Source organism: Methylobacterium sp. AC832 (genome assembly GCF_979256025.1).
Genome location: NZ_CEEDMV010000011.1, coordinates 59,886 through 85,602 on the forward strand (window position 1 = coordinate 59,886; position 25,717 = coordinate 85,602).

Here is a 25,717-nt window from a genome sequence, read left to right on the forward strand (position 1 = left end):
GGGACGGTTTTCCTTTCCACTTGGAGGACTGTGTGCCACGATAAGAAGTTCCACTTTCGGAACGACGTCTCACTCACCCGCCCGGCTCTCGCCGTGGCGGGTCTTTCCTTTGACCTTTGCGAGACTGCCTCAACCTTCGATGTGGACGCGCAAAAGCGCGCCATCGATTATCCAGGGATTGGCGGAGGTAGCGGTTGCCGGGAGCGCCGCATGACGCGCCGACACACTTCGGAGAAAACAAGATGGTTTCGACCTCTAATACCCTGATTGTGGATCGGCGCCAAAGCATGACCGTATGAGAAGCGCTGCCAAGCCTTTGAAAAAAATAACAAAATATGAGATTTGGGTGGGGTCACAATCGGCGCCGAGTGTGACCCCAACTCGCAGAAAAATTCGCTCGATTTAGCAATGATCTAAGTAGAATTGTGGGAGGGGTCATGCTTTGACGCAGATCCATACGTAGCCTGCGTCGATATCACGACGCGCGAGGAGGTCTATTTCGACACCACCAGTGAGACGGTCCGGCCCGAGCACATTCTGGCAAGCACCGCCATTCTTCCAGCCTTCCCACCGGTGGAGATCGACGGCCGGATGTTGTGCGATATCGGCTACACGAACAACCTACCACTCGATCCGGTGTTCGCGAACGAACCCGAGCGTGACCTCCTCTGCATCGCCCTGAACCTGTTCAGCCTGCAGGCCCCTCGACCGGGCTCCCTGGATGCCGTGCTGGAGCGCGCCAACGACCTGATCTTCGCCAGTGCGGCTCGCCGCGCCGCCCCAGGGCTCACGCGCGAGTATGAGCTTCGACAGCAGTTGAACACTGACGGACCGATTGCGACCCTTCTCCACCTCGCCTACCAAGCAGGAGCCGATCAACTCTCGGCCAAGAGCTTCGACTTCTCGCCCTCGTCGATCCGTGATTGCTGGGATGCCGGCTCGCGCGATATGGTGCGCGGCGCCGACTGGCTGACGGGCGACATGCCAACAGGCCAACGCTTCGTCTACGCAAGCCCCTGACTGAGGATCGGCCTGGAATAAGGCCTCGACCTTCTCTCCCCTCAGCCCTACCCCGATCTGATCACGGGGCTGGTTGGACGAGAACGGAGTGGTAAGTTTCGATGCTTATGCCTCAGCAAGAGAAACCGTAGATTTTGTACGGAGAAATAAGCCAATGGAACGATTATCGTCCCTAGGCTTGTTCTTTCTTTGCGGCGCAATATGCCGTGGAGTGCACTGCGATGATCGGACCTGCTGAACTCGAAGACATCCGACTGGATCTCAAGGCCGAAGAACTGGAGCGTAAAGCCGCTGCAGTTGCGAGGGGCGTAATGCCGATGTCCGAGGATGCAATCGCCTGTGTAGGAAAGAACAGTACGCCGACAACCTCAACCGCCACCGATTCCAGTTATAACTTTCCCTGTACCATTGCAGTCAGGACATGGGTCTGAGCCAGTTTTCCCGGTGCCGCTGCACCTTTGGCATAAGTTTTCGCCTGTTCCAGGCGTGCCGGGTGAGGCTTCGTCACCGGGTTTAGGCTGGTTACTGTCGACCATAGCGCTCTCCATGAAGTGCGGAACAACGGGTGCTGGTGACGTGATCCGTGAGATAGCCTCATGGCACTCAAACTATGAAACTGATTGCAAGACCACGAAGGCGCTTTGCCCTTACCCTGCGCCGTAACCACCCTTCTCATTGGTAGGGTGGTTGCTCGTGGAATGATCGTCATATCCTCCCGTCGAGGGCCCCTTATCCGCGGAAGGCTCTACCGAGCGTGGCCCTGTTGGACCGGCGTCGGCGAGTTCGGCCGGCTCCTTGACTCTTTCTACGGGGTGAGCCGGTGGCGGCGTTCTGATTTCGTTTGGTGCGACATCATCTCGTGAGGCCAAAGCAATTCTCCATAGGTAGGGGGCTGGAAGGGTTCAGGATGTCGACCACTCTCGCTTGACCTCCTCCGCAGAGCGGTCGAGGCGAACCGTGTTGCCCTCGACAGCTTGGACGAAATCCATGGGAATGAAGTGGTGGAGCCCTTCGGCCGCCGAGTCCTTCTTCGTCAGCTTGATCTCACCGTGGTCGACATGATCGACGGTACCCACATGGACGCCATCCGATCCGACCACGTCAGCGTGTTCATTGATCTGAGACACATCGACCATCGGTTTCACTCCCTGTTCCGACCTCAACGGGAGGGGGGTCGAGGCGTTCCTTTGTAACCGGCGCTAGGCCGCTACGGCCGGCAGCGGCTCGATGCGATCCAGTTCCGGGCCGATCTCTGAAAGCAGGGTCTCGCTCTCGAAATCAGCCTGTAGGTTGAGCCAGAACTGGTGCGATGTACCGAAGTACCGAGCTAACCGGAGGGCGGTGTCGGTGCTGATGCCGATCTCCTCCTTCGCGATGCGCTCGATGCGCGAGCGAGGAAGGCCGAGTGCCTTAGCGACTGCGCCAGCGCTCAGCCTGAGTGGCACCATGAACTCCTCCCGTAGGACTTCCCCAGGATGGAGCGGCGGAAGTCGCTCGACATCCTCTCCAGCCTCGAAGGCCTGACGAAGGGTCGTGATGCTGATCATGTCGGACATGGCAGAGCCCCCCTTGGCTAGTGGTAGTCACAGAACTCGACCCGTTCCGGTCCTGCGTCAGTCCAAACGAAGACGATGCGGAACTGGTCGTTGACGGCGATTGCGTGCTGCCCGGCGCGATCTCCGATTAGGGCGTGGAGCTTGTTCGCGGGCGGTGACTTCAGGTCCTTTAGGTCGACGGCGTTATGCAAAGCGCGGAGCTTGCGCCGGGCAACCTTGAGGAGGTCGGCCGGGAAGCCTTTCGGGCAGCGGCCCCGAAACACCGCCTCCGTCATCCGGTCATGGAAACTGCGGATCATCACGCCGCCCGTGTCGCACTCGTCGATACATGTATCGCTCACTGCAACATGCAGGTCAAGCGGGATGTACCATTCAGTGCAACAATTCTAGTCAAGCCCAACGGCGAGGCGGGGCGATGAGCCCGCCTAATCGACCTAATTTATCCTCGCACGGAACCGGATGCCAGCCCCTCTCCGGTTCTCGAAAATGGGCTTTTAGAGCGCGCGAGTCTGAGCGCGTTTCCCTTCGGCCGCCCCCATTCCCATTAAAAAACTCGGTCGCTTTTATGGGGCGCACAAGTTCAGGCCGGCAGAGTGTCGATCGCCTAGGTGAACTCCTCGCCTGTCACGGCATTCAGCAGGAACAGCGTGCTGACACCGGCGAAGGCGTTGCGCAGCGCTTTGATGTCGAGGAGGTCGCCCTTTGTAACCTTGACACCTTCTGGGAAGCTGGCCTTGGCGGGATCGCGGGTCAGAACACGGACGCTGGCGCCACGCCGGGTGAGCTGTTCGACAGCGAGAGCAAAGACCCTACTCAGAAACATTCCGTAGGTGATCGCGATGGCGGCGATCTCCCGGTGTTCGTGCAGGAGGGTATCGCCGTCGATCATCGAGGCCTGGCCGGTGATCGGCTCGGCCGCAGAGGCCGGAGCCAAAGCCAGGGTGAAGGCAAGACCGTAGACGGGGCAGCGCATCGCCTTCTCCGGTTTTTGTGGCACTAATCGGCGACGTTGCTGCTTCCATGGCGCCGCGTGTATCTGCTTCATCTTCGCTCCTTAGGGGCTACGATGAACCAGCCATCCTCCGTTCGTGAACACCCTCAATCTGTCCCACAGGTGCTGACGGCGGACAGCCCGGTCAGTTAATTGGGACACCGACGTGCTCGGCAACATGATCGCGAAGGCGCTTGGAGCGAGAAGGGGTGCGACGCCGATGGTCCCGAACCGCATGGCCCTTATGTTCCCGGACCCGAGGAGGCTCAGCATGTCCCAAACACCGATCATCCCCCTCTCGACTGAGAAGCTAAAGCTGGACGCTGAATGGGAAGAGGCTGCGGGTGTGGTGGCCCACAACCTCGGTTTCAGTCCGGACCTGGCATCGCTCACGGCGGAGCATTGGCAAATCGTGTTGGCCGGCGTCACAGACCGCATGCGCCTTCGCGGTGCCTCGCTTCCTGTCGGCTGGCGCCGGGCATTGGCCCGGCAGGTCGGACGCGACGATGCAAAGGATCGAGCGCAAACGGTCGTGTTGGCCCTCGCAGCGAAGCGGGAAGAGATCGCGGCTCACGTCGCGAGCGAACTCGGTCTTGGGGATCTTAAGGGGCTAAGTGCCGCTGACCGCACGGTCGTCGATCAGCAGACGGAGGAGACGATCAAGGGATGCGCCCCTGACGCGGATGAGCCCGCTGATTGCTCGGACGCAGACCGGACGATGCGGCGCCTGCTCTCCGAGCATCGGGCCTTGGAGGAAATGAACACCGACGAGGCCGACGCCCGATTAGCGGAAGAGGGTGAGGTGTTCGGCCGTAAAGACGACGCTTGAAGCTCTGCCCGATCCGTTGTCGCCGATTTCGGCGGCGATCCTACCGGCTGCGCTCGCATCTATCGTGCAGACCTATCAGCGGGCATCAAAGGCTAGTGCTGCGGTCAAAGCGTACGCCACCGACGCCACGCATGTTTCAGGCATGGCACGCTGGGTACGGGTTCCGGTCTCCTCTGGCCACGGCACGGACAGTGGTGGCGTTCCTGGGGCATGAGGTCGAGGCCGATCGTGCTACGTCTACTATCAGCCGGCGTCTCGCAGCGATCTAGTAGGCCCGCAAGGGGGCAGGCGTGGGCGATCCAGTGAGACCTCACTTTTTCTACCCCATCAATTGGCCCCGGCGTTAGGTCGCGATCCAATTCGAGCCGGCATGGATTGCAAAATGATGCAAACCTAAAGCAAATTTCCACGCAACCCAGCAACAGCCACTCTGATTAAACTTTTATTGCAAACAGAACGTCGAACTATTCCGGCACATCTCACGTTGAGCGGGAGCGAAGAAATAATTCTGGAGGAAGCATACATGTCACGGTTCCGTGCACTCTATGGGGCTGCAGCCCTATCTACCATCAGCCTCATTCCAGTAGGCGCTTTTGCCCAGGAAGGCGGGCCATGCACGGACGATATCGCTAAGTTAAGACGAGAGCTTGGCACTCGAGTTGGCATGGGTGCACCGGTATCTGAGCCTGACTACGGTCAGCGCAAGGGTCCGAACGAAGCTTCCGGCCAGCAAGCAGCAGGCAACACAACAGGAGGTAACGCCAAGCCTGTCGGCACGCCCGATACGGATCGCGCGCAGAAGGGTGGGGCATCCCGCGAGACCGGCGGCACACCAGGTACAGTCGGTGGTGTCTCAGGCCCTGTTGGCGCAGCTACGGGCTCTGGGCAGGCGAATGGGATTGCAAGCGGGCGCGTTGCGACATCGCCCGAGGACGTGCGACGCCAGTCTGAGAACCGTCCTACCTCCGCTGCGGCGGCGGCAAAGGGGGGTGAGGCGAAGGCGTCGGCAGAGCTATCCTCGGAAGACAAGGTCTCCCAGGCCAAGACGGCTCTGCAGCGTGCAACGGACCTTAATGCTAAAGGCGATCAGTCCTGCCGCGATGCAGTCCAGCAGGCTCAGAAACTCATGCCTTAGTAGCATCGCTGAGCGCGAACTCTAAAGTCTTCTCACAAGCCTTCTTTTAGCCAAGCTCTCAATTCGCCTGCTAGAATCATTTTTTTCTGGCATAACCTAGGTAAAATCGTTGATTATTGGTCGAATGCATACTGGACCCGCTGGTCATTCCCTCGACTGACCAGTGTGGCCCCACTCTTAAGTTTCCGCCAGGGTCCTGCGAGTAGGGCCACTTTTTCGGGCGACGTTACGGTGAAGTGCGTCTGTTTCCAATTTAGTTTATAGGATAGACGCTGCACCAATCATCGGGGCTCCTTCTCAATCGCGTCCTTGCATCCAGCAAATGCAAGCCATAGACCCGGAGAGAGATGGACGCGCGAAGCTGCCTCAGATGATCCGTGCCTCGCCGATCTCCAGCTTGATCCGCTTGACGGTGTGGGAGCCTAGCGAGCCAACGTGACGTGGTGCGGGCCCTTCCGGCTCTTGTGCGGCAGCTACTCTGACCGCCTCATCCACCGACTGCGCCAAAATCGCATAGACATGATCGGCCCCGTCTGGCTGACGGACTGCAATGAGAAACGCAAAGTGAGCGGACTTTTTGGGCATAGTCGCCGCCGATGACATGTAGCGGGCCTTACGGGAAGCCCCGCGAAAGTCACACCTCCATAGGGCCTTAAGCGAAAAGCAGCTCGCCGCCCCGATCCGATCCGATACCAGTGCCAATGCCCATAAGGAGGGCGGCGTTAAGGTCCTAATTGTTCAATGACGCCACGCCAGCCGAGCCCCTCATAAGTCTCGTAGCCTGGGGTCAGGTGGAAGGCGATCAGGCGGCCGCGCTCATCGACATAGTGCCCATGCGATAGGCTGCCTGCCCGAAGCAGATAGGTCTAGCCAAAGGAGACTCTCGCCCCCGAACTGGCAAGGATGCGGTTGTCGGCATCGAGCAGCATGACACGGCTTTGGGCCCGTTCCGCCGGCGCGAGGCGGACACCTTCGACGATGGTGCGCGCCTGTGGCTCCCAATCGAAATGGATCGCGAGGAAGCCGATCGCCTTGCCGTTCGTCTCGCCGCCCTCCCGCACGGAGGCGACATAGGTGGCACTCTGCGGCCCATTGAGCGCGGCAACCTTCGCCACGTTGCTAACGCGAACCTATCGCCGGAAGCCAGCGGCTTGGCGCAGGCGAACCACGGCTCCAGGCTCACGTCCAGGCCGGCGACATTGAACCGGTCGGGTCGGCCGTTGGCGATGACTTTGCCGTCCAGGCTGCACAGCCAGAGATCCGGATAGACCGTGTAGGCGGAGAGGATGACCCCGAGCCGATGGGAAGCGTGGTTCCGTGACGCTTCCAATGGGGCGAGGGCACATTCGATGACGGCCGCATCGGTCGCCCACCACCGCAAGTCGCAGGTGCGCTCATAGAGGTTCCGGTCGATGATCTCCACGGCATTAAGCGCAAGATCCATGCAGCGTGTGGCCCGTGCTTCCTCGACGATGTCCGTCACGGACCGCGTGAGTTCGTCTACGCCAGCGCTGAGACCAGCTCCGAGCTCGGCCGCAAGCTCTTCGACCTCGCCCGAGACGCTCCGCACCTCCTGCGCCACAACTCCGAAGCCCGCCCCTTTCTCGCCCGCACGCGTTGCCTCAATGAGCGCATTGAGCGCCAGCAGTTTCATGCGCTTGGCGACTGATTGGATCGCTTCGAGATTAGTGGAAGCGGTTACCCTCAGGTCCGCTGTCAACGCACCTACAAGATTAGTAAGGGAGTTGGTTGTCATTCGAGTTCGACCTGCGAGACCAGACCATTAGCATAAGGCTGGCCAGTCAGTGGGGGTGCTCGCGTTCCTGAAGAATGCCGTGAAGCATCCCCGCCGCACTAATCTGTTCATGGGACCGGCCGGGGGGATCGTCCATCTCACGCCGAGCCGGTGCGTAACTTGGCGCAGCGACAGGATGGGCAGTATCGGTTGGCTTCGGCGCGAATGCCTGGGTTCGACCAACTGTAAATTTTGTACGGAGTAATGCGATGAGGGAACGGGCATCGCTCCCACCCTCGTTATCACATCGCGTTGCAAAAAGCCGCGGAGTGCGCTGCGATGATCGGACCCGCTGAACTCGAAGACATCCGACTGGATCTCGAAGCTGCGAGGCTGGAGCGCGAAGCCGCCACGGCGGCTGAGGGTACGGTAAATGCGCATGAGAGTGGGGTGGCGCCTTCACCGACAACGTCTCGGATTGCCTCGTATGCAGTTGACGCGAGATCGCCGGGCTTTTGGTGCAAATCCATAGATCCCGTGTAGCACCCACCCAACGGACAAAGCTCGAAAAACGACCTTTCGCATGATCAGTTCAAGGGAATCGACCGAGACTGAAATCGAGCCGAACACCGAGTTCGAGGCTTGGGGGAGTCGAATGCAGATCATCTTGCAAAGCCTGATCGGTCTGATCATCGTCGTAGGACTTGCTGGATTGTTCGGTCAGGGCTGGATCTCAACGGTAAAGCAAGCCTTTCCCAGTGCTCCACTCACAGTGGACTATGAGCGTTTCCTACGCGCCAATGCACCGACCGAGATGACGATCATCGTGTCGCATCCGCTAGCGAGTGACATGCTACAGATCGGCCTGGGATCTGCACTTCTCGACCATGTCTCCGTCGGTTCAACCCAGCCCCGTGCCATTTCGATCGATGCGACACCTCATGGTGTAAACTACACCTTCCAGCTTGGGCCAGAGCGTCAGGGCAAGGTGCTGTTCAAGCTGTCGCCCCGCATTGCAGGGCCTCTGGAGGCCGTGTTGGCGACGCACGGCGAGCACCTCAAGCTGCCGCTCTTCATCTACCCCTGACAGGCAATCTCCGACCGGAAGCGGACGCGGGCCATGGATATCGTTCTTCGTGCGGCATTGATGTACCTCCTCGTGCTCCTCTTGCTGAGACTCACGACGCAACGGATCATGCGTTCGGCTACCCCGCTCGACATGGTGGTGATCTTCTTTTTTGGCGGGATGGCAGTCCCTCCTATCCTTGGGGACGACCGCTCGATTACCGGCGCAGTGCTGGCTCTCTGCACAATCGCTGGTTTGCACACAGCGCTCTCGTACCTGAAGCGGATCTGGCCGATCGTGGGGATGATAACAGAGGGTAATCCCGTCGTGATTTACTCGAATGGCACATGGGATGATGCCAAGATGCAGCGTCGCCGCGTCGATCCAAGGGACGTTATGGCTGAGATGCGTCAGCAGGGGATTACGAGGCTCGAAGACGTGCAATCCGCAATAGTCGAGCACACAGGGGCGATCACTGTGGTGCCTAAGCGGAAGGCTTCTTGAACGGAAGGATGCCCTCGTCTGTTATCTCACTGTTGGCCGCACCAAATTCAGTAAGCCGTCAACGTTGATTTTGCCAGTCCGACTCAATCTGCCCTCAGGCCGGGCATCGCTGGCGAACGAGAAGCGCAACGCCGCGTTGGTGGAAAAGACTGAATGAGACGAGGAGAGTCGAAATGCGCATGACGATCATGGTCCTGACCGCCGCTCTTGCTCTACCGTTGTCCGGTTCCGCCTTTGCCCAGACTGCCACGGGCGAAAGTAGTGTGAAGAGCCCCGGAAGCGCGAAGAGCGAGGACGAGAGGCGAACGAAGCGCACGATAGGCTCGGCGCCAAATGGCCCAGCCGATAGCACTGACCCGGCAATGGGACCGGGGGAGGCCGGCGATCTCGGTCCTAAATCTATGTCAGGCAACCCGGCAGAGCCGAAAAGTGGGAATGCTGCCACTGGCAGTGACGCTACACCGACCGGGAAGTGACGATTGTTAGTTTGCTTTGTCCCATGAGGATGCCGAACGGCCTACATTGGCCGCCTCGTGATCCACTGGATCGCGAGGCGCTTTCCTGATCGAGACAGTTTCACCTGGAGGAAAACTAAGCTGCGGTGCCAAAGGTACACGAGGTAACTGACGCGCCGTGTTTAAGGGCGAAGATCTTTCCGGGCTCGCTCAGTCCGCCAACTTCTTCCGCTCTCGAAAACGGACGCCGGTCCCTCCCCCGTTCTTGGGGATGAACTCGATACCCGCAGTTTCCAGTACAGAAATCGCCGCCCTGACGTTGTTCGCCATACCGGACGCTGGGCCGCCGCTGGCCTCCATCCTTTTAATGGTAGGTATGGAAATCGACGCAGCGCGCTCAGTTCGTGATCGGCTGCCGCTGCATCTAATTGTCCTTCTGAGTGGTTTCATGATCCGCGATCAACGGGCTTCAACCGATAGCGAACGGCACCGCTGTGCCCCCCTTACCATGACGTCCCCCCATCGATTTGGTCCGGCTTGAGTGCGAGTCTTCCAGTTTTGTGAGACCCTGACGGGAGGAGCGGAACCGTGAAGAAGAGCAGGTTCACCGAAGAGCAGATCGCCTTCGCCCTGCGGCAGGCGGAGAACGGCGCGACGGTGGACGAGGTCTGCCAAAAGATGGGTGTGTCTGAGCCGACGTTCTACTGCTGGAAGAAGCAGTTCGTCGGTATGGGTGTGCCGGAGATCCGACGGCTCAAGCAGTTGGAAGATGAGAACAGCAAGCTGAAACGGCTGGTCGCCGACCTGACGCTGGACCGCTCGATGCTTCAGGATGTCCTGAAGGATCAGTGGTGAGGCCCGCCGCTCGCCGCGAAGTCGCCTTCCACCTCCAGGTGGTCTACGGCATCAGCGAGCGTCGGGCCTGTCTGGCCACCGGCTTCGGCCGTTCGTCGCAGCGCTACAGGAAGCGCTCGGACCCGCAGGTCGCGCTGCGCATGCGGCTGAAGGAGTTGGCCGCCGTGCGGGTGCGCTACGGCTACCGGCGTCTACACATCCTGCTGCGACGGGAGGGCTGAAAGGTGAACCACAAGCACACCTACCGGATCTACCGCGACGAGGGACTGTCGATCCGGGCCAAGCTGCCCAAGCGCAAGCGAGCCTGGCGCTACCGCCAGGGGCGACCGGCGATTGGCGGCCCCAACGAGGTCTGGGCCATGGACTTCATGTCCGACCGCATCTTCGACGGACGTCCGTTCCGGATCTTGACCTTCGTCGATTGCCACACGCGAGAGGCGCTCTCGCTCCAACCGAGAGCCAACTACCGCGCCTTCCAAGTGACCGAGGCGCTCGACGCTTTGGTCAGGCTGCGAGGTCGACCGAAAAGTCTACGGGTAGACAACGGACCTGAGTTTGCCGGTCGCATGCTCGACCAATGGGCCTACCTGAACGGGGTCAAGATCGACTTCTCCCGACCGGGTAAGCCGACCGACAACGCCTACATCGAGTCGTTCAACGGTCGTCTACGGGCGGAGTGCCTGAACGCCCCGTGGTTCCTGTCGCTGGCCGATGCCCGCGAGCGCATCGAGATCTGGAGGTGCCACTACAACGAAGATCGACCCCACACGGCCTTGGGCGGCTTGACGCCCCGAGCCTTCGCCAACCAAGCTGTCACAGCCCGAGAACTTGCATAGGCCGTGGACCACAAAGCGGGTCAACTCCAACGTTCCGCACCATCATACCTAAGGGAGGACCACTTTTCAGGGGGCAGGCCAGTTCATCGCGCATGAGTACCGATCAAAATCCCAGGATATACCGGGGCACGACACGACGCTTGGATACAGGCTCCTGGGCGCCCAATTTGCTCTGCTGTGACGAACGCCGGTCTTGCCATCAGTCATGACGGAGGGATGATTTGTTTCGTTCGAAGCACCATATGCGAGATAAGCTTGGTTAGAGGGCATTGTTTCGTACGACATGATCAATGTGCTGACGGATCCGACCACGCGCACGTATTCTGGTCTCTCTGAGGCCTACGACTTTTTCAACGAGCGACTGTTCTCCGCCAAGCTGCCGCCGTGTCTCATTACGATGCAGCGGAAGAGTAAGACCTATGGCTTTTTCGCCGGCCGCCGCTTCGGTACGCGCAATGGCGACGAGGTCACGGACGAGATCGCACTGAACCCGAGGCATTTCGCCGGCCGCACCACCGAAGAAACGCTCTCGACGCTCGTTCACGAAATGGTCCATCTTGAGCAGCACCATTTCGGAACGCCGTCCCGCACGGGCTACCATAATTTTCAGTGGGCTTGCCTGATGAAGGAGGTCGGTCTGATGCCGTCAGCGACCGAGAAACCTGGTGGTAAAGAGACCGGACAGCAGGTTGCTCACTTCATTGAGCCGGTGGGCCGTTTCTCGACTGCATGCGCGGAACTCATCAACGAGAGGGGCTTCGTGCTGCCCTATGTTGAGCTTTGGGAGGAGACCGAGCGCGAGACTCGGGCAAGGAAGGCTTCGAGCAAGACGAAGTACACCTGCCCAAAATGCGGGGTGAATGCGTGGGCCAAGCCCAGGACCGAGCTCGACTGCGGCTCTTGCCATTTATCGATGGAGGCCGCGGGCACGACGGAGAGGGAGAGAAGTTGAGCGAAGGCGGGGCACGCCAGTGATCAATCCGCTTGGGCTCAGACCGAGGGCATCACTCTACGTCGTAAAATTATCCAGTCCGAGATCCTGGGCTGCGCCGGCTTGGCGAGTGCTCTCACCGCCAGTGAAAATCCAAAAACCATTTTTCACTCACCAGCCCGCCAGTTCAAACTGCTCGCTCGCTTCGTGCGAAAACCTGGATTGCGGATCACCCAACTGAGGGAGGTGACCGTCCGCACCACCGGTGAAATATCCGAACTCCATTTTTCACAAGCGGTCCCCCCGTTCAAACCGCCTGCTCGTCTCATATAGAAAGCGGGAATGTGGAGTGCCGAGATCTGGCGGGTGCAATCGTCCAGACCGCGCGTGAAAAACTCGAAACCCATTTTTCACAAACCGGTCGGTCGGCTCGGACTGACCGCTTGGGACAGAGCGCTGTGCTGGTTTCCCATGAACGCGCTTTTCAAAACCGTGCACCAGTTTTCAGTCCCAGACTTCTGAGCATACTCCAAAGGCAAAGCTTGCTCGCCTGACGCTCCCAGCGGCACAGGCTTGACCGCAGGCCCTAGGCGCCCCACCCCGCCCCGCCGCTGGCCCGTGCAGTCCCTCCAACTGCATCAGAACACAGACCTGTTTTTCGCGCGATCCGCCTGTGCCTGGATCCCAGCCCGAGGACCAGGCCTCGGCGCCCCAGTGAAAAATTGGTCCGGTCCGTATTTCACCGGCCGAACCGCAGCTGTGAAATTACAGAGGCACCAATTTTTCACCGATCCGAAGGCCGGCCGGGTGATCAGACTGCAAAATCCATCACGGCGATTTTTCACACTCTCGATCTGCCCCAGTGCAAATTGCGGAGAGCCCATTTTTCACACCGTCTTTTACCTCTTTGCGACTGTGTGAAATCGATCTGCGCGATTTTTCACTCGGCGCTTTCGGGATTGCTGAAATATCCCCCCGTCCTATTTTTCACTGGGTCACTCGCCCCCGGGAGGGCACCAATTTTTCACACCGATCTTACCCCCAGGCAGGGGAGCGTCTTGGTCGGTGTAAGCGCAGGGGGTAATTTTCACAATCGTCCACGACACAAGGTATGGCATTGAATTTGCTTGTTTTAATGAAGCAGTAGTTCCGGGTATGAGCACTCATACAAACCCCAGAAGAGCCCGGATCAGGGTAGGGGCAGCACGCTAGTTCGCGGCTTGAAACAGCACTTTGGGGAACTGCTGTGCCACACGGATCCGGGTGAGAAACTGCCCGTAAGAACGGCTCCCCAAAAGATCCCAGAAGACCCATGATCCGACGATCTTGGTCTCGCAAGCTCGATAGCTCAATTCCTCAGTTTTTGTGCACCCATCAGGCGCGACAAAAACTGACTGCTCTGATGAGCCGATTTCAGTAACACTTCAGCTTCCCCGGCCGAACAATTGGGCGCCCCCAATTCGGTTCGTCGCGGCACCCTTTTCGGGATCAGTGCTTCGGGACCGGTTAATCAGGCCTTCGCCTTCCCGTCCTGGCTGGGTTAGGGGATCAAGCTGCCGCTTCGAATCCCCTTTTGTAACAACGGATGTTCACTCTGGAGTGCCTGCCATCGCCCGTTTTTGCGCTAGGTGGACGCGTGCCTGCACACGCTCACAGACAGTAACCGCGGAGTACCTAAAACGCTTTTATCCACGGTCTCCCGAGGATTCGTTTTTGCAGTTCGAGGTTGTGCCAGATTGCTGGGGCGCGATTGCGATTGAACAGTACGAATCGCTTGGTTGGGATACTGCACCATGGCTGGTAAACTTCCCCTCTCACGGGAGGTCTTATGTCAGCCCTATTCAACCCAAGCCCCCTCGTCTTGGGCGCATTGCAGAACCTGTCCCTAATCTTGGACCGGTCGATCAGTATGTCACTTAGCCCGGGTATGTCGGGTCTAACGCCCAGCACCAACGAGGCGCGAGCATTCGGGGGCGTCGGAATGACCGTCATCCGAAGCGGTCAGTCAAAGCCTGCCAAGGTGCGCTACGGCGCTATATCGTTCACACCACGGACGCAGGGATCTGCCTTCAGCAAAAGCCCTAGTGTCCATCCGGCGATCGACAGGGCCTACGACAACCCAGGCGTACGCTTCGGCGACAAGTCCAAGGGTCACGAGAGGCCGATCTCATCACAGGGTGAGAACTCGTGCCACTTCTCCCAGACATCGGTTTCGAAAACCTCGCCGATCCGAGAGATGATCAAGGCTGCTCGGGGCGGGCGTCGGATCACCGGTTCAAAGGCAGCCGCACATGTGCAGTATATCGAGCGCGATGGTGCTTCAGAGCAGATCAAAAAGCGAGAACAGGAGAAGCTCACTGGCGAACGGTTCACCGCTGAGATTGAGAAAATGGGTCTCGATCGCTCTCCCGTCAAACAGCAGACCTACATTGAACGCCCCGGCGCCGCAGAAGGCATGGAGCGTAAGCAGCAACGAACGATCACAGACGAAGACCTCGACGACCTCGAGACGGCTTCGTTCGGGACGATCGGCGATACCGTCGAGGAACGCATGCGGTTCTGGATGGCCGTCGAGGACGCGGAAGCAAACCCGAAAGGCGATCAGATAACCGTCAAACCAACGGAAAACCCAACATGGTGGAAAAAGGCCGTCACAGTAGTATCGACCGCTCCAGCCTTTGCGCAAACGGTGCTTGGCGATGCGAAAAGACGAAACGATCAAGAGCCGTTCGAATTAAAAGTCCCGACTGTTCAAGCCTTTGAATTTCACCAGTGGGCTGTCAGTATCGACAGCGAAGCTCCAATCGTGATCTCACCTGGACGAGGCGGGCGAACACAAACCCGTATCATTTCCGAGTTGCCGCATGAACTCGACGGGCGCGAGCGGTTGCAAATCGTGAAAGACTTCACGGACAAGCTCGCAGAAAAAGGATTTCCCTTCTGGGCCGTCATCCACGCACCAGGCGCAAACAATGATGCCCGAAACTTCCACGTACACATCGCGTACTACGACCGTCCGTCAGCGAAAATTAAAGCGCCGGACGGATCTCGAGACGTATGGGACTTTGAGATCCAGGAGGAACGGCGATACCCGAATCGGACGAAATATCTTGTACGACCCTATCAGCAGAATCGGGTCCGCGAGACAAATAGCCAGGATTGGGTCTCAACTCTCCGGTCGCATTGGGAGACCGTTTCCAATCGGGCGCTCGACAAAGCCGGCGTGGCGAAGCGGTACAATCTCGGCACCTACGAGAGTATGGGCATACATGCCGAGCCATTGAAACACGTCAACTCGCGCACCTTCAACAAGGAACGGAAGGGCGAACTCACGGAAGACGGACCGGTGCTCGCACGTCGGCAATGGGATAACGTCCATGACCGCCTGGTGAAACAGAACGAGGAACACGCCAGAGCGAGACAGGCACGAATTGAAAGGTTGGCGGACCACGCGTCACGATTGGTGCGGACCCAACCGAATGCCGATCATAGGACGAAGGATGTTCAGAATCTCAAAGAGCTGGGCATTAAAGCCAGCCTCCAACTGGCTTTGCTGGAGCTACAGCAGGATCTGACACGGCTCGTAGCCGACCGTGTCGCCTCCCGGGCGAAGCTGATGCTGCATGCCGCTGATAAGGAGGAACTCAAGACTCGAAAGAAGCGAGGAGTCCCGGTCGATGCGCCGCCGATCGATCATCCTGTTGCCGGAGCGGGCCTACTCGGAATGAGAACGCGTAGCGACCTCGCGAAATACCTCACGACGGTTTACGGCGGTGTGCTGACACTGGATCGCGGCAATGATCTTCGCACGTCGAAAGCGAAAACCAACGTCCAGATGATCGTCCAGGAATTGCGGGAATGGATACGTGATCCTGGCAAAGCGCCGACGGTAGCTCGGCGGTTCTCACCGAACGCAGTGCACAGCTTGGATGCCCCAGAGCGCTTGGCAAACAGCGCGGCGGCAAAAGCCGAGCTCACTCGTGCATTTGAAAAAAACATGGAGGCACGGGCCCCGGAAATCTTAAGCGCGATCGAAAAGGAGATTGCACAGTCACGTGCTGCGGCTCCTGCACCTTCGCCATCACAGCCGACACAGCAAACAGTTCCCCGTACGACAATTCCCCCCGACACCGTTGCGGCTGAGAAGCCGATAGCAAAGGCGGAACCTACAAAACCGCGTTATGTGGCCGGACGACCAGAGGGAGAGTCAAAGCCAACTGAGCCAGCAAGACGAGCACGCCCTGCTCCCTTCTCGGCGGCAGAACTCGCGGCATTGGCTAGGGAGCACCGAGAAAGGAATACACCACAGCTTCGTCCGGTTGTGGGCGCGATCGCTCAACAGCAGCCGAACACGTCTGTTATGCCGCTGAGCAACCCAGTGTCGGACGTTGAACAGATACCCGCTACCGCCGCACCTGTGGCTCCAGCACAGCCAACCGGCAAAATGACCGCAGCGAGATCGCGGGAGGCTATGGTGCCGTCCCCAGGGGCCATGCCGATCACAGCAATGCCTTCAGTGCCGAACATGTCAGCGGAGCCCGACACACAGATACCGGGCACATCGAGCGTTGCCGAAACCAAGTGGATCCGGATCGAGCTCGAGGCAAGCGTCGCAACGCAGACGGTGGAAGCCGAGGCCAAGGTGGCTAAGTCCCCCGTGATCATGGCGGAGGCGCCTCCGACCGCAAAAGCACCGCCACCACAAAAGTTACACCCCTCGGTGCCTGAAATTCCTGCAGCGTTACCGGCCGCCCCAGTCAGCGGCGCAAAGCAGGCGATTAAAGAGACAAATTCCGAACCGGCATCAAAACATCAGGAGACTAAACAATCTGAAATCCTGGTGTCACGTCAGTGGGACGTCGAGCAGCCAATCCCGAACTTGGCAGCGATCATGGACGAAGCCGAAAAATTAAAACAAGCGGTCGAAACCGGCAAAATAGCGCAGTCCAGCGTGCCAACAGGTAATGCAAACTCAGTAGATTTCCAAATCATTGGAGCGAGAAAGCCGCAGAGTAAGCGCCGTGCGCGGGATCGTAGACGAGGCCCAGAGCTCTGAGGTGAAACCGGGCATGGTTACCTCTCGCCGGTTGCGACCCTTCCTGTCCGCCAGCTGTCAAACAGCGTTGAACATCGACCCTGGATCGGCGTCGAACTTTGGGTCTGACTCACTTTCGGTGCAGGCGAGTTGATGGATCTCGGCTTCGGTCGTCGGAGATCCTACCATGCCCCGCAACCTGCATCCCGCTTCCGTATTCCCGCGTGGCCTCGTCATCGATCATGTCGAGGTCGGCATTGGCCTGACCATCGCCGCCCGGCCTGTCGCCGCCTCGGCCCGGTGTCCTGGCTGCGATCAGCCCTCGTCTCGAATCCATAGCCGCTACACGCGTACCCTGTCCGATCTGCCTGTCGCCGGCAACCGTGACTGAAGGTGACCGGTTGGCCCGTGCCCCAGTCCTTAAAGAAAATCGCGGTGCCATCGCGTGTCGTGAAGGTCGGCATATCAGGATCCTTACTGTCCAAGCTGCGGGCTTTCGATGCGGCCTCCGGCCGTCAATCGAGTTGGGTCTGAGCCGGGTTGCCGGTCACGCCCGGCTTTCCGGGCAGGATGACGATGTGCCGGCGCGGCGAATCTCCCTCGATCCTTGTGATCTGCCTGATCGGTCCGATGGCATTCACGATGGCCGCTCCGGCTGGGTTCGTCATGAAGGTGGCAAGCGGTTCGACGTTTCCCGTGCCATCCCGGTCGGAGGACAATGCCAGCACGTAAGGCTGCTTCGGCTCGAGGCCGGTGACGGCGGCCTGGAGCGTCTGGAGCGGCCCCTGGTCGAATAGGGTCACCTGCGTGGCGGCCTTCCCGTCCTGGTCCACGAGCGTCAGCATGCTCGTTTGGCCAGCGACACCGAGGGGCTGGAGATTATCGGTGCCCGTCCCCTCCGGCACGGCGCCGGGCACGTAGGCGACACCCTGCGGCGCCTGGCCAATGGGGATCTCGGCCACGACCGTGTTCGACGCGGTATCGATCACGGCAGCCTTGTCGGCGTTCTCCAATCCGGCATAGACTCGGCTGCCGTCGCCCGAAGGCCACAGGCCATGTGGGAGCGAGCCGGTGGGAATCGTCGCGATTTGCGAAAAGTCGTCGGTGCGGAACACCTTGACCTCGTTGAGGCCGCCGACCGTGACGTAGGCGAACTGCCCGGCCTTCGTCCGCACGATGTTAACGTGGTTGGTGATCGGTCCCGTCTCGATGGTCCTCAGCGATCTGAACGGCGGCCTCGCCTCGAACACCTGCGTGCGACCGACGTCCTTCAGCGTGAACCAAACTTGTTCACCATCTGGCGTCGCCGCGATGTCGGGGCAGAACGGGCTCTCCTGCTGGATCCGCCCGACGATGGCATGGGATCTTACGTCGATGGCGACCGTTTCGGGTGTGAAGCTGGGACAGACGAAGCCGTACAGCCCATCGGGCGAGAAGATTGTCATGCCCGGACCGTTGGGCACGGCGATGCGTCCGGTCTCCTTGCCGGTGATGCCGTCGAGGACAGCGACGTAATCCTCGCCGCGAACAGTGACCCAGACCTCCTTGCCGTCGGGCGTGAAGAAGGCTTCGTGCGGCGAGCGTCCGACATAGGTCGTGTGCCGCACCGTGTTAGTCGCAGTGTCGATGAAGGTAACCGAGTTCGACCCAATGGAGACCGCCAGCAGCGTGCGATGGTCTGGCGAGAAGCCCATGCCATGAACGAGAAGCTGGCCGCGGTAGAGCGGGCTAAGGTTCGCCGGGGTGGTGTCACCAAGGCGAAGGACGCCGAGGAGCTTGTTCGCAGCCGGGTCGATGACAGAGACCGTGTTGGAGAACTGGTCCGAGGTGTAGAAGCGGTCGCGGTGGCTCACTGGCACGTCCGGGGCATTTGCGGGCCCAGGTGCTTGGCCGGCGAGTGCCTGACCCGTCATCAAGGCGGCGAGTACCGCAAGTGTCGCGACCGTCTTCATCGTCCTGTCTCTCCGTGTGCATGATCCGAACGGCCAGCCTCCGTCGCGCCGTGATGGTGGTCGTCCCTGACATTGCGCCCTTTCGCGGGTGATGGCAGGTCAGCCAGGGCGCCCTGCATCACCATGATTTCCTGCTGCTGTTCGACGAGGATGCCCTGGGCAAGCCGGCGCAGGATGGGATTACGTCCAAAGGCGAGTTCGGCCTTGGCCATGTCGATGGCGCCCTGGTGGTGCGGGATCATCATCGCGGCGAAGTCACGGTCCGGGTCGCCGGAGGGATCGAGCGCCATGTCGGCGTGCATCCGCTCCATGGAGTGCGTCATAAGCGCGTCAAAGGAGGTTTGCGGCTGGAAGGCTCCCCGTGAGGGGTGCGACCACATCATCCCTCCGCCGATGACACCGGTTGCCATAAGCGCGACCAGGACCAAGGCAGATGGGATTCCACGCATTGTCTATCTCCGTTGAGCTGATGTGGACGCCGGGAAGTCTGCTTTATTCCGCGCGTTGACGAACAATCTCGCTTAACAGATCGGCTAAAGCGCGAAGGACCGATCAACATGCCTGTCCGGGCCTGGGTTAACCCCAGTCTCCATATGAGCCTCCATGAAGGGGGAGACGGAAGCTATTCGAGCGGAGGTCGAACTCGATGGGAGTAGTTCACCAGCGCTCGCTCAGTCTTAACTTCCGTCCCGATCAGACGAGACGCGAGCCACCGTCCACATGGAGGGTCTCACCGTTCATGAAGCCGTTACTCATTAAGAAAACGACCGCCGCCCCGGCTTCGATCGCGGTGCCGAGACGGCGCTGTGGGAGCTTCTCGGTGAGCGCAGCAACGTAGGCATCGCGATGGGCGCCGAGCGTGCGGGCAAGAAGAGGCGTGTCAGTAGTGCCGGGTGAGAGCGTGTTCACCCGTATGGGTGCTAGTTCCAGTGCAAGGCCGCGGGCAAATGCTTCCATTGCGGCCGAAGCAGCAGCTAGAACGGCCGTTCCCTGCGCGCTCGGGCGATCCGCCAGCGCACCGGAGATGAAGGTCACCGACCCGTCGGAGGCAAGGCGACCACTGAGCGCGCGCAAAGTATGGACTGCAGCCCAGATCCGCTCCTCGAAGGCGCGTTTCAGATAATCGACTTCGGCTTCCAGGACCTTGCCGGCAACGAAAGTCCCGGCGAGTAGAACAAGATGGTCGACGTGCGGGATATCGGCGAGCGCCTGCTCAATGGCTTCAGATTTCGTCACATCGGCGGCTCGCCAGCCATCCAGGGCGTTCTCAGCTGCTGCTTTCTCAGCCCCTTCACGACTAAAGCCGACGACGATAACTATGGCACCGGCTGCCTTGGCTTGGATCGCAGCCGCCAGTCCAATGCCAGACGTACCGCCAAAGATTACGACAGTACGGTTCCTAAGGGTGGACATAGTGACGGAGAGAGCCTCAGACATGATCGCAATCTTTGTGCAGGGCGCTCGTGATGCGCCGATGCCCTTAAATAACGGCGGTCCTCGGGCTTGATAATTGCGCCAAACGGCGTTTCAGTCATGCCATGATGGAACAACTTAGCCTTGATAGGCTCACTGGCCTCATCGCGTTCGCTCGCGCCGGTTCGCTCGGTAGCTACACTGCAGCAGCGCGTGCGCTCTCAATTTCTCCTTCGGCAGTCAGCAAAAGCGTCCAAAGGCTTGAGCATCAGTTAGGCTTGAGACTGTTCCACCGGACTACTCGCTCGCTATCCCTTACTCCAGAAGGTCGCGATCTGCATGAACGCGCCCTCCGGCTGTTACGCGATGCCGAGGCTATTGAGCAGATGGCGGTTGCGGCGCGTTCCGAACCGGCAGGAATCCTCAAGGTCACGGCGCCACTGCCCATGGGGCTGCACCTTCTCGCCCCAGCCCTACCAAGATTCCGCAAGATCTATCCAAAGCTCATGGTGGATCTACGCCTTGGAGATGGTTTCGCTGATTTAGTTGGAGAAGGCATCGATGTGGCTATCCGAGTCGGCGATCTCGGCGACAGTCGCCTCATCTCTCGACACCTCGCGCCGCATCGCATCTGCGCTTTTGCTTCTCCAACCTACTTGGCGCTGCGTGGGAGTCCGCGCCACCCCAACGAACTCGTCGACCACGACTGCGTGAACTTCCGGTTCCAGAGCACGGGCCAAGCCCTACGCTGGCCATTCCGCATCGGGGATCGCGTGCTTGAACTCGTACCGGACGCCTGGATGATCACCGACGTCAGCGATGCGGTCGCGTCCGTCCTCATCGCCGGCGGCGGGATCGGCATATCTCCGACCTACCTTGCGGCGAGCTATGTCGAACGAGGTCAACTCGTCCCAGTCCTTCACGAGTTTTCAGTCGAGCGGCAGGCAATGACCGCTTTGTGGCCGGAAAGCCGTCGAGGTAATCCAAACGTGAAAGCCTTCCTGAGTTTCCTTGGAGAGGTCTTTCGGTCCCCGGCTCCATGGGACGTGACCGTAGCAGCCTATGCAAGCAGTAAATGCACGCAATCTGGGATAAATGACAGACTAAATACATAAGATCGGTGTCATCGCGCAGCAACGGGCTAATTCGAGATCGGTTTACCAGCGGGGGTGCCCGTCTCCTTATTGCGAGCCTGAGCATAGCCTGGATGGCCGAGGTTCCAAGCGTTGCCGCTCTCAATGTCCATGCCCCGAGCTAGCTTGCGGACCGCGCCTCCGGCAGAATCGAGTTCGTGATTTCTGGGCTCTCGATCGGCTGTGTGACGGTCCGGGCCATAAGGCACCGGTCAGGGCGACAAGGGTGGAGGCGGACGCGAAAGCGATGGCCGAAGCGGTCTTGCACATCGTCGTGTTAACTCTCCGGTGTTCTTGCTCGGTCCAACAGCGTCAAGCCGTGGTGCCGGACAGACGGTGTCCGCGGCTGAACTTGGCGCGCATCGTCGAGGCCCGCCATCGCTCGGCGCAGCCGACTGCACAGCCTCTTCCGATCTGGTGGGGGATGGCGATGGCGGCCGGCTTGCTCCTCCTGGTCGGAGGCGCCGGTGGATGGGGCCTGCGCGAGCAGGTTTAGCCTGTGCCGACCGGAATCGAGGCGCTGGCCCTGTCCGCAAGCATGAACTGCGCGGTCTACGCGCCTGACGACGCACGTCCAGTCGAACTCGCTGCCGCCGACCGGGACGAATTCACCAGCTGGTTCTCGGCCAGGATAAAGTGGCCGGTCACTGTGTTGGACCTGAGCGGCTCCGGCTACCGGCTCATGAGCGGGCGTTCCATCGCCACACAGCGGAGGCCCGCTGGGCCGCCGATGTACCACGATAGGTACGGCGCGCACTTTGTCATGTTGATGCGGTCCATGAGCGTTCCCGGCGAAGCACCGACGCGCGCTCACACGACGGAGACGTCGAACGGCTACGCCTTGGCCCAGGACGGGCTCGGCTACAGCCCCCTGGGTGCGGCCGATCCTACCGTCCTGCACCCGCTCGCCAATGAGATCCGCCGCACCACCGCGAAAGCCATCTGAAGATCCAGCATGCCCCTCCTGGACGACCTTAGAGGGGCCGATTCGGGCTTGAGCCAGCGTGCCGTCTTTCTCCGCCTCGCTGCCATCGGAGCAATTGTCTTCGGCACGACGGGGGCCTTCGCGTACGCCAGCGGCTGGCTCTCTCCGGGGGGCCTGACTCAGGCGCGGATCGTCAACCGCCTGGAGCAGGGGAATGGTTCCCATCCAAACCGTCGGCGCAACTATACCAAAGAGTTCTATCTCGCTAGGCACTTCGAAACCAGCGACCGGGGCGCGCCTGTCGACGGCGTCGCTATCCGCTGCGGTCTTCTCGCTCCACACTCCTGCGGCATCCATCCGCGAATCCGCGGCGTCCAGCCCAAACATAATTTCGAGGATTGAATATTAACTTCTTCACCTGTTCCGCAATGGAACAAATGAAGTGACTTTGAGGGCAGTTATCAAGCCGGTGGTTTAGCTCCACAATGAGCTGATTGGTGCTCGCGTCATTACAGTGGTATTGATGCAAATAAGTAAAAATTATAGACACTCAAAAATATAAAATCTTAAATCGATGTCGATACATAGAAAATATGTGTAATATTCGAAACGTAGGGCTTGTATTAATATTACCTGATGGCTGAAAAATATAATTTTTTTCAATTAGGACGTTACAAAGTCTGTCAGAGGACTTCACCTTGCTGACAAATAAAATGAGGATCTTTGCTCTTATGATAGGATCAAGTATTGTGGCACTGCCTACCTTCGCACAGGATGTTTCAACTGATCCCCATCTGGATCCGGCTGTCCGTACTTTTCTCGTGCAAGTCAACAAGAACCCGAGCCCAACGCCTCTCTGGGAACTGCCGCAACCGCAGCCGCAGGAGATCATTACCGGCCTACAGAACCAAACATCCGTTGACATGTCTGGCGTGACCATCTCGGAACGCACGATCAATCAGAACGGCCTTTCTGTAAAGCTTTACGCTATGAAGCCTAAACACGTGACGGGCAAGCCCGGCGTGATTTTGTTTATCCATGGCGGGGTGTGGATCGTTGGAAACTTCGCTAATCATCAACGTCTGCTTCGCGACATGGTAGTAGGATCGGGACAGGTTGGTGTTTTTGTCGAGTATACACCTCTTCCAGAAGCCAAATTTCCCACTCAGCTTGACCAGTCCTACGCGGCGCTGGAATGGGTCGCCAAACATGCCAGCGAGATTGGAGCCGATGCTGATCGGATTGCAGTTGCGGGTAATTCGGTCGGCGGCAACATGACTGCGGCGCTCACGCTGATGGCCAAGGACCGCAAAGGTCCAAAGATCAGCTATCAAGTGTTGCTGATCCCGGCGACCGATGCCAGCGTTGATACCGAGAGCTATGTTAGATATGGCAAAGACCGCTTCCTCGCTCGCGCCTTCATGAAATTTGGGTGGGATCTCTACGCGCCTGACGAGAAGGCCCGGGACAATCCTTACGTCTCGCCGCTACGTGCCACTCTTGATGGGCTGAGGGGCCTTCCGCCCGCACTTGTGATTACAGCGGAAAACGACCCACTCCGTGATGAAGGGGAGGCCTATGCGCAAAAGCTCAAAGAGGCTGGAGTTGAAGTGAATGCGGTCCGTTACAACGGAACAATTCACGATTTCGTACTTTTAAATGGCCTGCGTCATTTGCCATCGACTGAATCTGCGCTTCAGCAGGTGAGTGACGGCATTCGCAAGTACGTCGGTCAATAAAAGCACGCGGCGGCGGGATTGACTTACCGCTGCCCATGCATCCTATAAAAAAGGGAGGCAGCTACATCTTGTCTGAGTTTTGTATAGCATGTCCGCTTTCGAACTAGCTGCTGACTTCTGCTCATGCCGCACGGCGTCGAAGAATTTCCAGCGTTTGAGATCGTACACGGGTAACCTATGCGCCGCGAGTATGGCGCAAAACGTCCGAAATTCGTTACGGGAATGAACGTCCGGGTATCTGAGGCTTTCCACAGAGAGCGGACCAGCGGAAACCCACCCGACCCGGTCGTTGGCCTCTGTTTCAACAGCCTGGAAGCGGACCTTCCGAGGGTCGGCAATGGGTCAACAGATACCGTCTATCTGAACTCAGTTCTGAGGTCCGCTATCGGGTAGCGCTTTCAAAAACATATGAGGCCGGACTGGGTTGGAAGCAGAGAATATAATCTTGGTTTTTTGTTCTCCCGAAATGACGTGGCCGGCTGCCTGCGCGCCGCCTTTTGAGATGAACTGATGAGAAGGGTGTCGGGGTATCCGACATAAATCCCAGGAAGAACACACCAGGACGAAAGCTTCAGCGCCGTCGCGCTCGAGCCGGAGTTCGGGTCCCTTCCGCTCCCTTCGAACTCAGGAAAACATCATGACCATTACAGTGCCTACCGGCGCGCATGTCTCCGCATGCCCCACAGCCTCACAAGAGGGACTGGGGGCCTTGCTGGAGCTTCTGCCCCGCAGGGTCAAACCAGGCATCCGCGGCCTCCTCTCGGGACTCGATGCTCTCCAGCCAAATTGGGGCCATGTCTTCCTGCGCGAAGAATGGCTCACCTCCCTCGCCGAGGAATGGGGAATAGAGCCGGGCTTGATCCGACCGGGGGAACAAGTCCCCATCCGGATTGCCATCGAGCATGACGTGAAATTCGGATCCCGTCTCGTTATCTCCATCTGCGATAATCCCACGCCTGCTCAGGTTTCCGCAGACGCAGATCTGCGCCGACGCTTGGAGGAAGAAGGTCTGTGGCGACCGGCTCGGCCGCCTGAGAAGCTGCGCCAACTCTACGCCCTCACCCCCAAGGCCGGGACGGGGCATTGGGCGTCACTCGCGCCACGGCTCAGAGAGCTGGACGAGAACCGCATCGTCTTTCTGTCTGAGCGCCCCGTCGATCTCAGTGATGTCGCGGATGTCCTCCTCGCACTGCAGGATGCTAAGGAGTTCGTGCACTGGACCGGTGCGGACGCCGTCCCAGTCGCCACGGGAGACCGCGGCGTCGGCTCCCGGATCTTCAGCGACCCGAATGTTGTCGAAGCTGCTTGCGGTCTGGGAGCGACGCTCCTGACCCTTGCTGGTCCAGTGCCGACACTCATCGACGATCTCGCCTGGCGTTCGGTCAGTCTCCCTGTCGAAATGCAGGGCACGATCGAGGCGGTCTTACGCGGGGAACTCGATCGAGCCGATCGGTCCCGCCTCGATCGCATCGAGAAGGTTCTTTCCGATCGACCCGACAATGAAAGTAACGGGTTCACGGACGTACCGTTCTGAGCAACCATTAGTCTTTTGCCATGGCGTGTCTCTGGCGAGGACGGTGTTTGCGTAAGTGAGGAGCTTTCTGGCG

Annotated in this window: 17 protein-coding genes and 6 pseudogenes; 14 read left to right on the forward strand and 9 right to left on the reverse strand. The window is 59.3% G+C overall.

Annotation, left to right across the window (positions count from 1 at the left end):
- Positions 1-459: 459 nt before the first annotated feature.
- Both AC0IXR_RS23595 and AC0IXR_RS23600 read left to right on the forward strand, forming a co-directional pair.
- Positions 460-1,020 (forward strand): annotated as a pseudogene (locus AC0IXR_RS23595) (DUF3734 domain-containing protein); the annotation flags it as partial.
- Positions 1,021-1,241: 221 nt separating this feature from the next.
- Positions 1,242-1,451, forward strand: coding sequence for a hypothetical protein (locus AC0IXR_RS23600; protein ID WP_471762409.1), 210 nt, complete (start codon positions 1,242-1,244; stop codon positions 1,449-1,451).
- Between the two features lie 471 nt (positions 1,452-1,922).
- On the opposite strand, the gene AC0IXR_RS23605 is transcribed toward AC0IXR_RS23600, so the two are convergent.
- The 4 genes and pseudogenes from AC0IXR_RS23605 to AC0IXR_RS23620 all read right to left on the reverse strand — a co-directional run.
- Entirely contained in the window at positions 1,923-2,156 is a 234-nt protein-coding gene (locus AC0IXR_RS23605) for a DUF2171 domain-containing protein (RefSeq protein ID WP_207413299.1), read from the reverse strand.
- 63 nt (positions 2,157-2,219) lie between these two features.
- Positions 2,220-2,567, reverse strand: a complete 348-nt coding sequence (locus tag AC0IXR_RS23610) for a HigA family addiction module antitoxin (RefSeq protein WP_471762406.1) — start codon at positions 2,565-2,567, stop codon at positions 2,220-2,222.
- A gap of 26 nt (positions 2,568-2,593) precedes the next feature.
- Complete coding sequence (locus tag AC0IXR_RS23615) at positions 2,594-2,875, reverse strand: type II toxin-antitoxin system RelE/ParE family toxin (protein ID WP_471762407.1); 282 nt, start codon at positions 2,873-2,875, stop codon at positions 2,594-2,596.
- A gap of 308 nt (positions 2,876-3,183) precedes the next feature.
- Positions 3,184-3,399, reverse strand: a pseudogene (locus AC0IXR_RS23620) (NAD(P)H-binding protein); the annotation flags it as partial.
- Between the two features lie 439 nt (positions 3,400-3,838).
- Between AC0IXR_RS23620 and AC0IXR_RS23625 the strand changes: the two are divergent.
- Entirely contained in the window at positions 3,839-4,396 is a 558-nt protein-coding gene (locus AC0IXR_RS23625; RefSeq protein WP_471762391.1) for a hypothetical protein, read from the forward strand.
- A gap of 1,857 nt (positions 4,397-6,253) precedes the next feature.
- Here the strand turns inward: AC0IXR_RS23625 and AC0IXR_RS23630 are convergent.
- A pseudogene (locus tag AC0IXR_RS23630) lies at positions 6,254-7,287 on the reverse strand (methyl-accepting chemotaxis protein).
- A gap of 562 nt (positions 7,288-7,849) precedes the next feature.
- On the opposite strand from AC0IXR_RS23630, the gene AC0IXR_RS23635 reads away from it, so the two are divergent.
- The 6 genes and pseudogenes from AC0IXR_RS23635 to AC0IXR_RS23660 all read left to right on the forward strand — a co-directional run.
- Positions 7,850-8,353 carry a hypothetical protein gene (locus tag AC0IXR_RS23635; RefSeq protein ID WP_471762392.1) on the forward strand — a complete coding sequence of 168 codons (504 nt, stop codon included), beginning with the start codon at positions 7,850-7,852 and terminating at the stop codon, positions 8,351-8,353.
- Between the two features lie 33 nt (positions 8,354-8,386).
- A complete protein-coding gene (locus AC0IXR_RS23640) occupies positions 8,387-8,836 on the forward strand; it encodes a DUF421 domain-containing protein (RefSeq protein ID WP_471762393.1) in 450 nt (149 codons plus the stop codon).
- Between the two features lie 1,043 nt (positions 8,837-9,879).
- Positions 9,880-10,982 (forward strand): annotated as a pseudogene (locus AC0IXR_RS23645) (IS3 family transposase).
- A 283-nt stretch (positions 10,983-11,265) separates the two neighbouring features.
- The gene (locus tag AC0IXR_RS23650) at positions 11,266-11,934 is read left to right on the forward strand and encodes a SprT-like domain-containing protein (protein WP_471762394.1); all 669 of its coding nucleotides are present in this window, start codon (positions 11,266-11,268) and stop codon (positions 11,932-11,934) included.
- A 1,960-nt stretch (positions 11,935-13,894) separates the two neighbouring features.
- Positions 13,895-16,969 carry a MobA/MobL family protein gene (locus tag AC0IXR_RS23655; RefSeq protein ID WP_471762395.1) on the forward strand — a complete coding sequence of 1,025 codons (3,075 nt, stop codon included), beginning with the start codon at positions 13,895-13,897 and terminating at the stop codon, positions 16,967-16,969.
- Positions 16,970-17,135: 166 nt separating this feature from the next.
- Positions 17,136-17,333, forward strand: a pseudogene (locus AC0IXR_RS23660) (transposase family protein); the annotation flags it as partial.
- Here the strand turns inward: AC0IXR_RS23660 and AC0IXR_RS23665 are convergent.
- From AC0IXR_RS23665 to AC0IXR_RS23680, 4 genes and pseudogenes are all read right to left on the reverse strand, one after another.
- A pseudogene (locus AC0IXR_RS23665) lies at positions 17,311-17,412 on the reverse strand (alpha/beta fold hydrolase); the annotation flags it as partial. The pseudogenes AC0IXR_RS23660 and AC0IXR_RS23665 sit on opposite strands and share 23 nt — an antisense overlap.
- Before the next feature lie 51 nt (positions 17,413-17,463).
- Positions 17,464-18,900, reverse strand: coding sequence for a YncE family protein (locus tag AC0IXR_RS23670; protein WP_471762397.1), 1,437 nt, complete (start codon positions 18,898-18,900; stop codon positions 17,464-17,466).
- Positions 18,897-19,328, reverse strand: coding sequence for a CopM family metallochaperone (gene copM / locus AC0IXR_RS23675; RefSeq protein ID WP_461222272.1), 432 nt, complete (start codon positions 19,326-19,328; stop codon positions 18,897-18,899). Before copM ends, AC0IXR_RS23670 begins: the two co-directional genes overlap by 4 nt.
- A 265-nt stretch (positions 19,329-19,593) precedes the next feature.
- On the reverse strand, positions 19,594-20,337 hold the full coding sequence (locus AC0IXR_RS23680; RefSeq protein WP_471762398.1) for an SDR family oxidoreductase: 744 nt from the start codon (positions 20,335-20,337) through the stop codon (positions 19,594-19,596).
- A 104-nt stretch (positions 20,338-20,441) separates the two neighbouring features.
- Here AC0IXR_RS23680 and AC0IXR_RS23685 point away from each other — a divergent pair, with 104 nt between their 5' ends.
- From AC0IXR_RS23685 to AC0IXR_RS23705, 5 genes are all read left to right on the forward strand, one after another.
- Complete coding sequence (locus tag AC0IXR_RS23685) at positions 20,442-21,428, forward strand: LysR family transcriptional regulator (protein ID WP_471762408.1); 987 nt, start codon at positions 20,442-20,444, stop codon at positions 21,426-21,428.
- A gap of 796 nt (positions 21,429-22,224) precedes the next feature.
- Positions 22,225-22,392, forward strand: a complete 168-nt coding sequence (locus tag AC0IXR_RS23690) for a hypothetical protein (protein ID WP_471762399.1) — start codon at positions 22,225-22,227, stop codon at positions 22,390-22,392.
- Positions 22,393-22,440: 48 nt separating this feature from the next.
- The gene (locus AC0IXR_RS23695; RefSeq protein WP_471762400.1) at positions 22,441-22,773 is read left to right on the forward strand and encodes a hypothetical protein; all 333 of its coding nucleotides are present in this window, start codon (positions 22,441-22,443) and stop codon (positions 22,771-22,773) included.
- 347 nt (positions 22,774-23,120) lie between these two features.
- On the forward strand, positions 23,121-24,110 hold the full coding sequence (locus tag AC0IXR_RS23700) for an alpha/beta hydrolase (RefSeq protein WP_471762401.1): 990 nt from the start codon (positions 23,121-23,123) through the stop codon (positions 24,108-24,110).
- 637 nt (positions 24,111-24,747) lie between these two features.
- On the forward strand, positions 24,748-25,644 hold the full coding sequence (locus tag AC0IXR_RS23705) for a hypothetical protein (RefSeq protein ID WP_471762402.1): 897 nt from the start codon (positions 24,748-24,750) through the stop codon (positions 25,642-25,644).
- Positions 25,645-25,717 lie beyond the last annotated feature (73 nt).

Bases quoted from the DNA above. Each gene is read 5' to 3' on its own strand.
- AC0IXR_RS23600 (WP_471762409.1), top strand. From the start codon at position 1,242: ATGATCGGACCTGCTGAACTCGAAGACATCCGACTGGATCTCAAGGCC.
- AC0IXR_RS23680 (WP_471762398.1), bottom strand. From the start codon at position 20,337: ATGTCTGAGGCTCTCTCCGTCACTATGTCCACCCTTAGGAACCGTACT.
- AC0IXR_RS23610 (WP_471762406.1), bottom strand. From the start codon at position 2,567: ATGATCAGCATCACGACCCTTCGTCAGGCCTTCGAGGCTGGAGAGGAT.
- AC0IXR_RS23650 (WP_471762394.1), top strand. From the start codon at position 11,266: ATGATCAATGTGCTGACGGATCCGACCACGCGCACGTATTCTGGTCTC.
- AC0IXR_RS23685 (WP_471762408.1), top strand. From the start codon at position 20,442: ATGGAACAACTTAGCCTTGATAGGCTCACTGGCCTCATCGCGTTCGCT.
- AC0IXR_RS23690 (WP_471762399.1), top strand. From the start codon at position 22,225: ATGAGCGTTCCCGGCGAAGCACCGACGCGCGCTCACACGACGGAGACG.
- AC0IXR_RS23625 (WP_471762391.1), top strand. From the start codon at position 3,839: ATGTCCCAAACACCGATCATCCCCCTCTCGACTGAGAAGCTAAAGCTG.
- AC0IXR_RS23635 (WP_471762392.1), top strand. From the start codon at position 7,850: ATGATCAGTTCAAGGGAATCGACCGAGACTGAAATCGAGCCGAACACC.
- AC0IXR_RS23670 (WP_471762397.1), bottom strand. From the start codon at position 18,900: ATGAAGACGGTCGCGACACTTGCGGTACTCGCCGCCTTGATGACGGGT.
- AC0IXR_RS23655 (WP_471762395.1), top strand. From the start codon at position 13,895: ATGACCGTCATCCGAAGCGGTCAGTCAAAGCCTGCCAAGGTGCGCTAC.
- AC0IXR_RS23605 (WP_207413299.1), bottom strand. From the start codon at position 2,156: ATGGTCGATGTGTCTCAGATCAATGAACACGCTGACGTGGTCGGATCG.
- AC0IXR_RS23640 (WP_471762393.1), top strand. From the start codon at position 8,387: ATGGATATCGTTCTTCGTGCGGCATTGATGTACCTCCTCGTGCTCCTC.
- AC0IXR_RS23615 (WP_471762407.1), bottom strand. From the start codon at position 2,875: ATGATCCGCAGTTTCCATGACCGGATGACGGAGGCGGTGTTTCGGGGC.
- AC0IXR_RS23705 (WP_471762402.1), top strand. From the start codon at position 24,748: ATGACCATTACAGTGCCTACCGGCGCGCATGTCTCCGCATGCCCCACA.